The 12,535-nt window shown below is 48.8% G+C and carries 10 protein-coding genes; 1 reads left to right on the forward strand and 9 read right to left on the reverse strand.

From position 1 onward, the window contains the following. Positions 1 to 45: 45 nt before the first annotated feature. The 5 genes from pfkB to MUB50_RS09995 are packed head-to-tail and all read right to left on the reverse strand — an operon-like array spanning position 46 to position 5,460. Entirely contained in the window at positions 46 to 975 is a 930-nt protein-coding gene (gene pfkB / locus MUB50_RS09975; RefSeq protein ID WP_110102883.1) for a 1-phosphofructokinase, read from the reverse strand. Position 976: 1 nt separating this feature from the next. Then, positions 977 to 2,029 carry a galactitol-1-phosphate 5-dehydrogenase gene (locus tag MUB50_RS09980; RefSeq protein WP_118625011.1) on the reverse strand — a complete coding sequence of 351 codons (1,053 nt, stop codon included), beginning with the start codon at positions 2,027 to 2,029 and terminating at the stop codon, positions 977 to 979. 2 nt (positions 2,030 to 2,031) lie between these two features. Beyond that, positions 2,032 to 3,549, reverse strand: a complete 1,518-nt coding sequence (gene xylB, locus MUB50_RS09985) for a xylulokinase (RefSeq protein WP_118625013.1) — start codon at positions 3,547 to 3,549, stop codon at positions 2,032 to 2,034. Continuing rightward, complete coding sequence (locus tag MUB50_RS09990; protein ID WP_118625015.1) at positions 3,549 to 4,574, reverse strand: LacI family DNA-binding transcriptional regulator; 1,026 nt, start codon at positions 4,572 to 4,574, stop codon at positions 3,549 to 3,551. Before MUB50_RS09990 ends, xylB begins: the two co-directional genes overlap by 1 nt. A 34-nt stretch (positions 4,575 to 4,608) precedes the next feature. Next, on the reverse strand, positions 4,609 to 5,460 hold the full coding sequence (locus MUB50_RS09995; RefSeq protein ID WP_118625017.1) for a class II fructose-bisphosphate aldolase: 852 nt from the start codon (positions 5,458 to 5,460) through the stop codon (positions 4,609 to 4,611). Positions 5,461 to 5,801: 341 nt separating this feature from the next. Here MUB50_RS09995 and MUB50_RS10000 point away from each other — a divergent pair, with 341 nt between their 5' ends. Beyond that, positions 5,802 to 6,248 (forward strand): RbsD/FucU family protein, encoded by a 447-nt coding sequence (locus MUB50_RS10000; RefSeq protein ID WP_118512862.1) that lies wholly within the window; start codon positions 5,802 to 5,804, stop codon positions 6,246 to 6,248. Positions 6,249 to 6,365: 117 nt separating this feature from the next. Here MUB50_RS10000 and MUB50_RS10005 read toward each other — a convergent pair whose 3' ends face one another. The 4 genes from MUB50_RS10005 to MUB50_RS10020 form a co-directional block, all read right to left on the reverse strand. Then, positions 6,366 to 9,290 (reverse strand): C1 family peptidase, encoded by a 2,925-nt coding sequence (locus MUB50_RS10005; RefSeq protein WP_182433977.1) that lies wholly within the window; start codon positions 9,288 to 9,290, stop codon positions 6,366 to 6,368. Between the two features lie 39 nt (positions 9,291 to 9,329). After that, positions 9,330 to 10,262, reverse strand: coding sequence for a hypothetical protein (locus MUB50_RS10010; RefSeq protein WP_118512864.1), 933 nt, complete (start codon positions 10,260 to 10,262; stop codon positions 9,330 to 9,332). A gap of 124 nt (positions 10,263 to 10,386) precedes the next feature. Further along, positions 10,387 to 11,502: a UDP-galactopyranose mutase gene (gene glf, locus MUB50_RS10015; RefSeq protein WP_118512865.1), complete on the reverse strand. Its 1,116-nt coding sequence runs from the start codon at positions 11,500 to 11,502 to the stop codon at positions 10,387 to 10,389. A 118-nt stretch (positions 11,503 to 11,620) separates the two neighbouring features. Next, the gene (locus MUB50_RS10020; protein ID WP_118512975.1) at positions 11,621 to 12,508 is read right to left on the reverse strand and encodes an ROK family protein; all 888 of its coding nucleotides are present in this window, start codon (positions 12,506 to 12,508) and stop codon (positions 11,621 to 11,623) included. Positions 12,509 to 12,535 lie beyond the last annotated feature (27 nt).

The following is a 12,535-nucleotide window of genomic DNA, read 5'->3' on the forward strand; positions in this document are numbered from 1 at the left end:
TTTACATCTCCTTTTTTATAAAAATTTTCTTATTATAAGCTTATCTTATAAACGCCTGATCTCGATCTTCGGAAGAAGAGCCTCCATATCCTCCATCACAAAGAAGCCCGTTTCCTCGCGCATGGCTGCCGCTGCTGAGATCGCACTGGCTCTTCGCAGAGTCTCTTCCAGAGAAAGTCCCTCACTTAATCCAAGGGCAAAGCCTGCGATCATGGAATCTCCGCAGCCTACGGTATTTACCGCATCGATCTTCGGAACCACCGCACGGAAAATCCCTTCCTTTCCGACTGCCAGGGAACCATCTGCTCCAAGCGAGACCGCCACAATCTCCACACCACCGGCGTGGATGGCTTTCGCTGCTTCAATGATATCGTTGATATCGTCACAATGCTTGCCTGTCAGCATACGGATCTCATCAATGTTAGGCTTGATCAGTGTCGGTGCTGCCTTGATTCCCTCTTCCAGAAGCTTGCCGCTGGTATCCAGGATCACCGGTTTTCCGGCGTCTTTCACAATCTTCACGAGGCGCTGGTAGGCACTTCCGTCAAGTCCCTTCGGCACGCTGCCGGACATCGCCACAACAGAAGCATCTTTTACAAGCTGGCGGAATTTTTTCTCAAAGCCCTCAAAATCTGCCTCTGTCAATGTGAATCCCGGCTCCAGGAATTCGGTCTGTACATGATTCACCTCATCCCAGATGTTGATACAGGAGCGGCTCTCCGCATCTACATGGTAAAAAGCACTCTTAATACCAAAGGGTTTCAGGGCAGCTTCTATATAATTGCCTGCGTGGCCGCCTACAAAGCCGGTGGCAACCACTTCGGCACCGTAAATGGACGCCGGCTTGGAAACATTCAGTCCCTTTCCGCCGGGAACATAAGTACATTCACGCACCCGGTTCACTTCGCCCACCTTAAAATCATCCACTACATAACGCTTGTCAATGGCAGCGTTTAAGGTTACTGTCAGGATCATATCAGTCTTCCTCATTGGAAAGAAGGATCTTTCCTTTTACAAGGCCCGGTGTCTTGAACAGCTGGAAGGCCTCCTGTGCCTGGCTCATCGGGATTTTCTTATAAATGAAGCCCGGGTCAAACTTCAGCTGACCGGTTGCAAAATAATGAGCAGTCAGATCCCACTCACGTCCCGGATATGGTGCACTGTAGGACATCCAGGAACCGGTAAGCTTGAACTCCTTACGGTTCATGTTCTCCCACTCCTTCGGTGTGAAGGTAAGGTTTTCATGCGGCGTACCGATGAAGCATACATGTGCCTTGTTTGCTGCAAGCTCAAATGCCATATGCATGGTGGGAACCTGTCCGGCTGTCTCAAATACGAAGCCGTAGCCCTTTCCACCTGTAATGGCCATGGCTTTTTCCATATATCCATCTTCCTTTGTGTTGATGATCTCATCTGCGCCGAGACGCTTTGCAAGCGCAAGTCTCTCATCGCTGATATCAAAGACCACTACCTTCTTGGAGCCGAAGATCTTTGTCCACTGCATGGTGAACATACCAACCGTACCGCCACCAAGGATCGCCACATACTCACCGCCGTGGTAATCATTCTGGAATACACCGTGGATAGCTACGGTTGCAGGCTCAAACATGGCTCCCTGCTCATATGGTACATTGTCTGCGAATGGTACTGCATTCTGCTCAGGAACCACTACATAATCTGCGTTTGCTCCCTGTTCTCTGGAACCGATGAAGCTGTAATGCTTGCAGAGAGAAAAATTACCCTTCTGGCAGTCGTCACATTTCATACAGGGAAGAAGTGGCGCACCGGATACACGGTCACCGACCTTCACCTTGGTAACGCCTTCTCCCACTTCCACTACATCACCGGAAAATTCATGTCCCAGCACGATGGGATAAAAATGTACGCCGTGATTTAATACACGCGGGATATCAGATCCGCAGATTCCGGAATATCTTACCTTGATCTTCACATGGCCCGGTGTTACCTGGGGTTCTTCCACTTCCTGATACTGAACATCCTCATTTGCTACTACTACTGCTGCTTTCATGATCACTTTTCCTCCTCATTTCTCATCATAGGTTCAAGAGATTTATAGAGATTTAAATAGGTTTTATAGGTTTTCTCATAAACATCCCGGTTTTCCGGGTTCGGTTCATGTCTTCTTGTTTCCTTTACCGTAAGACGGATAGCCTCATCATAGTCCTGATACATTCCAACGCCAACACCTGCCAGAATGGCTGCACCAAGTGTTGTTGCCGTATCAGAGGACGGCACTACGATAGGTTTTCCTGTGATATCGGATTTGATCTGTGTCCAGAGAAGAGAATTTGCAGAGCCTCCCATTGCACGGAGAACTTCCACATCTGCTCCTGCTTCCTTTGCCACCTCAAGGTTGTGTTTCAGAGAAAGTGCTACGCCTTCCATACAGGCACGTACCATATGGCCCTTGGTCTTGGAAAAGTCCAGTCCGTAGAATACGCCCTTTGCATTGGGATTCCAGATTGGAGAACGCTCACCGGACATATATGGAAGAAATACCACTCCGTCACTGCCTGGCGCGATTCTTTCCGCTATCTCATTGAGCTGGTTCAGAGAAGAGCCTTTTTCCCCTGCTACAGAACGCTCATACTCTGCAAACTCACGTTCAAACCAGCGCATGACACCACCACCTCCGGTGGTTCCTCCCTGAAGGAGCCACTGTCCCGGAACCACGTGATAGCCAAGGATCAGTCTGGGATCTGCCTTGTACTCATCCATGCAGATGCTCATTCCGCCGGCCTGTCCGCCTTGCTCCTGTGTCTCACCCGGATGGATCACTCCGGCCCCCAGTGTTCCGCATGCCGCATCCAGACCACCGGCAACAACCGGTATTCCCACAGCAAGGCCGGATTCCTCCGCCGCCTTCTCTGTAACAGTTCCCACAACATGATCACAGGCACAGATCTCAGGAAGAAATTCCATGGGAATCCCAAGCTTTCTGCACATATCCTCATCCCAGGCTGCCTTTCTCATGTCAAAGCAATGCAGGCCATAGCCCTGGGAAACATCCTGGCTCATCACACCTGTCAGCTTATATGCAATGTAGCTGTTGGACTGCAGGATCTTGTGGATCTTTTGGTACACCTCCGGGAGATTTTCTTTATACCAGAGGATCTTTGCAGTTGTGTAGGACGGCTGAAGGGAATTACCAGATACTTCAAAAATCTGCTCTGCCCCGATCTCTTCATTCAGTCTGTCACAGATAGACTGTGCTCTGGTATCCATCCAGATCGGAGTGTTTGTCAGTACATTTCCGTCCTTATCCATGGCAATGGCTGACCAGCTCTGTCCATCAATACCGATACCTGCGATCTCCTCAGGTGCTATCCCCGCTTTTTGGATGGCCTTCTTTACCGCCTGACAGACAGCACTCCACCATTCTTCCGGATCCTGTTCTGCCCAGCCCTCCTTCGGATAGTAAACCGGATAATCGCCGTTGGCCGCAGCCACAACCGTTCCCGATTTTTCAAAAACCGCAACCTTACAGGCACTGGTGCCGATATCAATACCTAATAAATATGGTTTCATTATAGATTCTCCTTCTCGTCCGGCACACGGACGGATTTTCCCATGATGATCTCTGCGCCAAGCTTCTCCGTGATCGGTTCTGTTTCTTCACTTACAACCCCTTCCAGTCGTTTCAGCATGATTCCCGCCACTTCTCCGGCAATCCCCTGTGTAGGCTGTGCCACAATGGTAAGCTTGGGATTACATGCTCTGGCAAACTGCAGATTGTCAAAGCCGATCACAGACAGCTGTTCCGGGATCTTAAGACCCAGCTCATTCATCCCGATCACCGCCCCCATAGTCATCTCATAGTTGGTAACAAACACAGCCGTCATATCCGGATTGTCCGCAACAAGCTTCTCGATTCCCTGCACACCACCCTGAATGGTATAATCACCGTGATAGATCAGAGATTCCCGTACCGGTATATTTTCTTTTTCGTATGCATTACGGTACCCCTGGAGACGTTCCTGGGCTGTGGAAATTTCCTCCGGTCCGCCAATGATCCCGATCTTACGGTGTCCTGCCTGAAAAAAAACTCTCATTGCGTCCTCAGCCGCCTTCTCGTTGTCTACAAGAACACTGTCACAGGAAAGCTCCCTGATCCTGCGGTCAATGAGTACGATGGGCTTTCCGGTTTTCTGGAATTTTTTCAGATGATTGCCTTCAGCATCCACCGGCATGCTGATGATCCCGTCCACACGCTTACGGCTTAAAAACTCCACTGCATCCCGCTCCAGCCTCTTATCGGTACGGCAGTCACAGACAATGGTCGCATATCCGTGACTTCTTAAGACATCCTCCATCCCTGTGATGATCTCCGCACAAAAGGTATTGTTAAGCTCCGGAATCACCACACCGATGGTTTTGGTAGCATTGGTCTTAAGCCCTCTGGCCACCTCATTGACCTCATAATGCAGCTCCCGAATGGCCTCCTCGATCTTTATTCTGTTTTTTTCTCTTACGTTTCCGCCATTGAAATAAGAAGAAATCGTTGCGAGCCCAAGTCCCGTCCGCCTGGCAATATCTTTCATGGTTGCTGCCATACTGATCACTCCGTTTCTGTTTTTTTACAGAAGATCATTCTGCCTTTCCATCACAGCCGCAAACCTTCATACGCGCCTCAACCAGCTCCTTCACTGCCTGGATCGCTTTCTTTCCGTATGCCTTCGGATCGATGGTATTCTCATTCTCTGCAAAGGTCTCCTTCACCGCCCTGGAATATGCGGCACGAAGCTCTGTTGCAAAGTTAACCTTGCAGATACCACGTTTTACACAGTCTCTGACATCCTCATCACTGAGTCCGGATGCCCCGTGAAGAACAAGGGGGATATCTACGACTTTGCGGATCTCGCTTAAGCGTTCCTTGTCAAGAACCGGTGTTCCCACGTAAAAACCATGTGCGGTTCCGATGGCAACTGCCAGGGAAGTAACACCTGTACGCTCCACGAATTCCTTCGCCTCCTGCGGGTCGGTGTTAGTGTCTGCCTCAGCCTCAAGATCATCCTCTTTACCACCGACCTTACCGAGCTCAGCCTCACATGGGATATCCAGGGCTGCTGCCACATCCGCAACTCTCCTGGTCTCTCTGATATTATCCTCAAAATCCAGCTTGGAACCATCGATCATCACAGAGGTATAACCTGCATGCATTGCCTGCATCGCAAGCGCAAAACTGCTGCCGTGGTCAAGATGAAGGCATACCGGAACGGAAGCCTTGGCTGCCTCTGCTGCTACGATCGCAGCGTAAGTCTCAACCGTACCATATTTAACAGTAGAAGGTGTTGTCTGGATCATAACCGGTGCTTTCAGTTCCTCAGCTGCCTGGATGATCGCCTTCACCATCTCCATATTCTCTGCGTTGAATGCTCCTACTGCATATCCGCCCTTCTGTGCCTTTAACAGCATTTCCTTCGATGTAACCAGTGGCATAATCTTCTCCTCCTTGGAATCATTGTGTTTGTTTTGTATTATTTCCTCATTTGGTCCAGAAACCGAAACGTTTCCGTTTGAGTTCATCATAGCGCTCCATACGTTTTCTGTCAACCATAAAATTTTCATCATTTACAGGAAAATATTCCCTTGAAAAGAAGACCAAATACCGTTAGATTAATTAGTATGAGTTCTAAAGCCTGTGGCCGGGCAGGTCTGTCTGATACTACCGGCGTCATAACAGTTTCGGAAATCCATGTATCCTGTTCTGATCACCTGAGCCTGATGCTGTAATTTCCGAAATGCTGTAAGTACACAATGATCTTAGGAGGATATGAACTATGTTAAAAGGAATTCCAGAAATCTTATCACCAGAATTACTGAAGGTTTTATGTGAGATGGGACACAGTGACCGTCTTGTTATCGCTGACGGAAACTTCCCTGTAGAATCCATGGGAAAAAATGCCATCACCATCCGCTGTGACGGACATGGTGTTCCGGAGATCCTGGATGCCATCCTGAAGCTCTTCCCGCTGGATACCTATGTAGAGCATCCGGTAAACCTGATGGAAGTAATGCCTGGTGATACTGTAGAGACACCGATCTGGGATACATATAAAGAAATCGTTTCCAAGCATGACGAGCGTGGCGAAAAAGCTGTCGGAAACATCGAGCGTTTCGCATTCTATGACGAAGCAAAAACTGCATACTGCATCATCTCCACAAGTGAGAAAGCACTTTATGCCAACATCATGCTTCAGAAAGGCGTTGTGATCAACAACGACTGATCTTTCTTTTGAACTGCCTGATATAATCATATATAATACACTTATTCAACCAAAACATAAAACGCCCGGATCTGGCTTGAAACATTCCAGATCCGGGCGTTTTATATTTTGACACTTTTATCTCTTTGCTGCTTTTGCGGCATATCCTCCGCAGAGTACTTTTCCACCGGAGGTTTTTATCCCTGCACGCACCGCATAGTAATACGTTGTTCCCTTTTTTGCGGTCTTATCCTCAAAGGAAGAACTGCTGCCTCCGGAAACTGTACTGATCTTTTTCCATGACCCCTTTCCAGTCTTACGGTAGATCTGATAGCAATCTGCTTTTTTCTGCGCTTTCCAGCAGATTTTCAGCCCCCTGGAGGTCTTCCTGACACAGGATATCTTCTGGAGTTCCGGATAGGACAGGATATAGCTGCTTGCCTGATATCCTCCTAAAACTTTTTTCCCGTCTACCTTCTTATATGGCCTCACAGCATAAGCGTAGGAGGTGATTCCCGCAATCTCCGTATCCTTCCAGGACAATACTTTGTTGTTAACGGTTCCGATCCGAACCCAGCTTTTCCCCTGGAGCTTCCGGTAGATATGATAGCCACTGGCTCCGGAAACCTTCTTCCAGGATACCCTGTTACATGGTCCGCTGACAGCCTCAGCCACTGCACGGGCCTTCCCCAGCTCCGCTTTTGCTGCTAACGGTGAAGATGCAGCTCCATAAACAGTATTCTTTCCGGAACGTACATAAGAAGCCCTGATCCTGTACGTATAAGTGCTTCCTGTTTTCACTGCAGTATCCTGCCAGGTCACTACATCTGCTGCCACGGTTGCCATTTTTTTTGAATTTCCGCTTTCATCCCTGCGATAGATATCATAACGATTGCAGCCGGGAACTACTTTCCAGGAAATCCGAATCCTGTTAAATGCGCCGGAAACCAGCTTTACACCTGTGGTCTGACGAAGCTTCACCGTAACCTTACAGGCAGCCCGGATTCCCCTGGCATTTTTTCCGTAGCAGGTTATGGTTGCTGTTCCCGGATTTTTTGCAGTAACAACGCCGCTTCCATTTACAGCAGCCACACTGGTATCTGAGCTTTCCCAGACAATGCCGGAAGCATCCATCTCGGATCTGGTAGCTGAAGCATTCAGTGTTTTCTGATCTCTGGAATACAGACTTATCTCAGAGGAAGAAAGCTGCATCCTGGCCGCACTGCTCAGAGTCCTGGTATGCGCCTTGATCCTCGGCGTTACCGATGGATTAAATTCAACCGCATCCATCCAGGTATCCTCCGCGTTATATCGCAGAAAGCTCTGACCGGATACGATAGACGGAGAAAAGCTGCACCAGCCATAACTGACCTCTGCCTCCACACAGTATTTTATATATGTGCTTCCTGCATTTGTCACCACAATAGAATACAGACTGTTCTGGCTGAGCAGAACCTCCGGGATCTGAAAAGTCATAACCCCAGCCATCGGCTGACTGCAGGAAATCGGTGTGGAATATGCCGGTGTTCCACTGGTAGGCTCACTGGCATCCTTCAGATTTGTGTATACCTGCACAGTATAGGAATTATTGGCAGACATGGAGCTAAGAGTCACCTCACCAAGCGATTCCGCTTTTCCGTTTCCTGCACTGGCACGAAAAACCGTGGACAGCTGTTCTCCCGCATACATGCGGATGGAGCCAAGCCCTGACGTTCCGTCATAAAAATAATTGTTGCTATATTTCGGTGTATTGACAGCCGTAGCCGCAACCAGCTCACTGACAGACTTATCCTCATAGGACATATAAAAATATCCGGATTTTCCCCAGCCTGTACCCCAGCTGTTCTTAACGATCCAGGCTCCGTCTCCCTTTACCTTGGAAGATGCCCGGAAATTCTTCGCAGAATAATTGTCATCCCAACCCACCACTGTAACTACATGATTCACGTTCTTGGTGCTGGTAGGATAGGAATAGGCCGCTGTACTTGCATTGTAATAGGCATTCTGTGCATTATACATCACAGTAACTGAATTATTTGCAACCAGAAGCTTCTTCATGGCATTTACGGAATAATCGGAAAAATAGGCATTTTTCAGATAAGCAGCTGCATTGTACGCCTTGGATGCCGCCGGAGTCACACCGGTTTTCTGTGTATGTGTGGAATCTGTAGCCAGAGGCACATCCGTTTCTGTTGTCATTCCGGACCAGGTGCTCAGAAACATGGAAGCCAGAAGATCATTTCCGCCCTCATGATAATCTACGTTTCCTTTATCATCTGTCCCCATATGCTTATTGACATCCCCGTAGGTATTTCCAAGCGGGTCATTCTTTCTGTTTGCAAAAAAATACGTCAGATGCTCTTCCGACAGATCATAAGTTCCAAGGCCCTGGGTCAGAAACGAAGTTTCCAGAAGAGAGGCCATTCCAAATGCCCAGCACATACCGTAGGGCTCCTGATTCTTTACGGAAGTAACATATCCCTGATCCGCTGCATTATAATAGGACGGATAGGCCGCAGCTCTTCCCATAGGTACCTCATCCACATCATTTCCGATCTCCACGGCGGTGGAATAAGAGGTCAGATTATCAAAGGGTGCCAGCTGTTCCTGCTCCTCTTCCTCCGTAAGCGGGCGGCCCTTGATATATTCGATGCCGGACTCATCACTGTCTGAGTCATCCCCAAAGCTCTCCTCGCCGTCACCAAAGATATCCTCCTGGGAATCAGAAGACGATCCTTCTGATATTTCGGGATCCCCTGTATCCTCCACGGAGCTCTGCAAGGCTATATCCTCGGTATCCCCATCGGCTGCCTCTGCAATATCCTCTGTCTGTTCATCCGGGATACCGGTATTCTCTGTGGTATTTTCTTCTGCGATCTCCGTCGTATCCTCTGCTTCCGCTGACTGCGTCTGTGTATCTTCTGCCCATTCTTCATCGAAGCCTTCCGCAGAATTACTGAAGCCTCCCACATCGGCTGCCATGACCGGAACCTGGCTGCCCGCAACTGCCATGCACAGAAGAAGCGGCAATAATTTCTTCCTGACAAGCTGTAATCTCTTCACAAAACTCTCCATTTTTCTTATATTGATCTGGTCTATCTGTTAACGTTTCTTCAAATGATAACCCAGAATTCCGATTACTGCAAGTACTGTTGCGATCCCGATCCAGATAAACGGACTTTTATACCAGGAATTTTCTTCTTTAAAGGATGTAGCAGCCGTGCCATTGACCGGCTTGGTGACAGCTTCTTCCGCATAATCTCCATCTTCTGTTGTTCCCTCCGCTGCAGGCGGTCCCTGGACCTCACCGCTCTGAGCCTGTGAGCTGCCTGTTCTGTCCGACGCCGCAGGTGGTCCCTGGACCTCGCCTCTCTGAGCCTGCGAGCTGTCTGTGCTGTCCGTCCCTGCAGACGTTCCCTGTCCTTCGCCATTCTGAGACTGCAAACTCCCCGTGCTGTCCGTCCCTGCAGACGCTCCCTGTCCTTCGCCATTCTGAGCCTGTGAGCTGCCTGTGCTGTCCGTCCCTGCAGACGTTCCCGGTCTTTCGCCATTCTGAGCCTGAGCGCTGCCTGTGCTGTCCGTCCCTGCTGCTTCCCCCTGAGTCTCGCCGGCTGAAAAGTTCTGTGTATCGGATGTTCCTCCCTGCTTCACTCCGGAAGTCTCTTTCTCCGTGCTCCCTGCGATTCCGGCCTTCACCAGCTCCGCATCCCTTGAGGGCCGCAGCTCCTCCAGCGGCACATAACCGTATCTGCCATTATACTCTGTATATCCCCAGGTTTCACCATTCTTCTCTGTCTCCCCTTCGATATGCAGGACAGTACCATCCTTTACCGTCTTATCATTGAGCTTTTCACCTTTTTCATCGGTGGAAGGATAGATATCCACACCAACTCCGCCGGAATCCACAGTCATATAATAATCTGTGGTATCTGCCGGAGCCTCCACCTTCACTACAACCGACTTGTCCGCATACACCGGAACACTCATACTCAGCACCAGCATTCCTGCCAGAAGCACACCTTTGCACCTTCTCATTGCTCTTTCCTCCTTCAAAAAATCTTACTGCCATTCTATATGCATAAAATCCCCCTATATTTCTCTTTTGCCTTGGCTCCGAAATATAAGAGGATCTTATCATTTGTTATATCCAGTATCTTTTTTATGCAAGCTCCCGCTCACACATATCCAGCGCAGAAGCGATCACCGCATCCATGTCATAATATTTATATTCGCCAAGACGGCCGCCGAAGATCACCTTCGGTTCCTTCTCTGCAAGCGCCTTATACTGTGCGTAAAGCGCTCCGTTCTTCTCATCATTGACCGGATAATAGGGCTCATCCCCCGGTTTCCACTCGGAACTGTATTCCCGGCTGATCACCGTTTTCGGAAGATCATTGCCCGCCTCATCTTTTCCGAACTCAAACCATTTATGCTCAATGATACGTGTCCAAGGAGTCTCCACATCCGTATAATTCACTGCTGCATTTCCCTGGAAATTAGGTTTATTCAGTGTCTCGTTCTCAAAACGCACGGAACGATACTCCAGAGTTCCCAGCTTATAGTCAAAATACGCATCAATGGCACCTGTGTAGATCACTTTCTCCGCCATTGCATCGTACTTCTCTTTTTTCTTCAGATAATCCTCATTCAGCCGTACCTCGATACCGTCCAGCAGATTGGCAACCATCTTCGTATAACCACCCACTGGTATTCCCTGATACAGCGCATTGAAATAGTTGTTGTCAAAGGTCAGACGCACCGGAAGCCTCTTGATGATAAAAGCAGGAAGCTCCGTACATGGACGTCCCCACTGCTTCTCCGTGTAGCCCTTGATCAGCTTCTCATAAATATCCGTACCTACAAGGCTGATAGCCTGTTCCTCCAAATTTGAGGGTTCCGTGATACCTGCTGCCTGACGCTGCTCCTCAATCTTTGCCGCAGCCTCCTCCGGAGTCACCACGCCCCACATCCTGTTAAAGGTATACATATTAAACGGAAGACTGTACAGCTCCCCGTGATAATTGGCAACCGGACTGTTGGTAAAACGATTGAAGGTGGCAAACCGGGTGATATAATCCCAGACCTTCTTATTATTAGTATGGAAAATATGTGCACCGTATTTATGCACGTTGATCCCTTCCACCTTCTCTGTATATACATTTCCCGCAATATGCGGACGCTTGTCGATCACAAGCACTGACTTCCCGGCACGCTTCGCCTCCTGTGCAAAAACCGCACCGTAAAGACCTGCACCTACGATAAGATAATCGTACATTGATTTCATTCTCCCTGTTCTTTCATTGATGCTGTTATTTTAACACCGAAAAAGGGCAGCTGGCAAGAAGCCACTGTAAAATCCCGGTAAATCTTATGTAAGAATGTTGCCAAACAGATTACCCCAAGCTGCAGAAATGATAAAAGGCGCCAAGCATACCCGCATCATTCCGATGTCGTGCAAATGCGATCCTTGTATGCTCCGCCATACTGGGAACAAGATATTTTTTCAGGGCATTTTCTATTTTTTCCTTCAGAAAATCCTCCTGTGCCATGATCCCGCCGCCAAGCACAACGACCTCAGGATCGATCACATAGCAAATATTTGCGATCCCCTTGCCCAGAACATCCGTCATCTCATCAATTGCCTGAATACAGAGCCAATCTCCTCTTCCGGCCTCCTCAAAAACATGGCGGCCATCCCATTTTTCCTGCGGCTCACCCTTCCACTGTGCGACCTTTTTGGTCAGCGTACTGGCCGCTCCCCGGGTCTGGAAATCACTGTCTCCCATATGCATATAGCCAACCTCACATGCACTGTTCCCAAACCCGCGAAAAACCTTTCCGTCGATCACAATACAGCCGCCGATTCCTGTTCCCACCGTAAGGATCAGGGCAATGCGGCTTCCCTTTGCCGCACCGGAGCTGTATTCCGCAAGACCCGCACAGTTTACATCATTTTCTACCTCACACGGAATGTGAAACCTTTCTTCCAGAATTTTTTTGTACTGGATCCCTGCATAGTTTGGTATCAACGGAGACGCATAAAAAATAGATCCCTCTTTTGTATCCACCATACCGGCTGTTGAAATACAGATGCCGGAAACTGTATCCTGTGTCCGTGTGAGCAGATCTTCCACTATTCCAATAACCTTTTTAAGAATTTCCGGGCCACCCTTTTCTGCTTCCGTTTTTGTCGATCCCTTAAAAATAATCTCAGCGCTGTCACTGATCAGGCCATACTTGATGGCTGTACCGCCAATATCAAGACTGACATACATTTTCATCCTGTGATCCTCATTTACACTCTCATC

The organism is Blautia sp. NSJ-140 (assembly GCF_022868965.1).
In the GTDB taxonomy this organism is placed as follows: domain Bacteria; phylum Bacillota; class Clostridia; order Lachnospirales; family Lachnospiraceae; genus Blautia_A.

What these genes read in the sequence shown, in the direction of transcription:
- pfkB (WP_110102883.1), bottom strand. Translation starts at nt 975, where the DNA reads ATGATCCTGACAGTAACCTTAAACGCTGCCATTGACAAGCGTTATGTA.
- MUB50_RS09980 (WP_118625011.1), bottom strand. Translation starts at nt 2,029, where the DNA reads ATGAAAGCAGCAGTAGTAGTAGCAAATGAGGATGTTCAGTATCAGGAA.
- xylB (WP_118625013.1), bottom strand. Translation starts at nt 3,549, where the DNA reads ATGAAACCATATTTATTAGGTATTGATATCGGCACCAGTGCCTGTAAG.
- MUB50_RS09990 (WP_118625015.1), bottom strand. Translation starts at nt 4,574, where the DNA reads ATGGCAGCAACCATGAAAGATATTGCCAGGCGGACGGGACTTGGGCTC.
- MUB50_RS09995 (WP_118625017.1), bottom strand. Translation starts at nt 5,460, where the DNA reads ATGCCACTGGTTACATCGAAGGAAATGCTGTTAAAGGCACAGAAGGGC.
- MUB50_RS10000 (WP_118512862.1), top strand. Translation starts at nt 5,802, where the DNA reads ATGTTAAAAGGAATTCCAGAAATCTTATCACCAGAATTACTGAAGGTT.
- MUB50_RS10010 (WP_118512864.1), bottom strand. Translation starts at nt 10,262, where the DNA reads ATGAGAAGGTGCAAAGGTGTGCTTCTGGCAGGAATGCTGGTGCTGAGT.
- glf (WP_118512865.1), bottom strand. Translation starts at nt 11,502, where the DNA reads ATGTACGATTATCTTATCGTAGGTGCAGGTCTTTACGGTGCGGTTTTT.
- MUB50_RS10020 (WP_118512975.1), bottom strand. Translation starts at nt 12,508, where the DNA reads ATGAAAATGTATGTCAGTCTTGATATTGGCGGTACAGCCATCAAGTAT.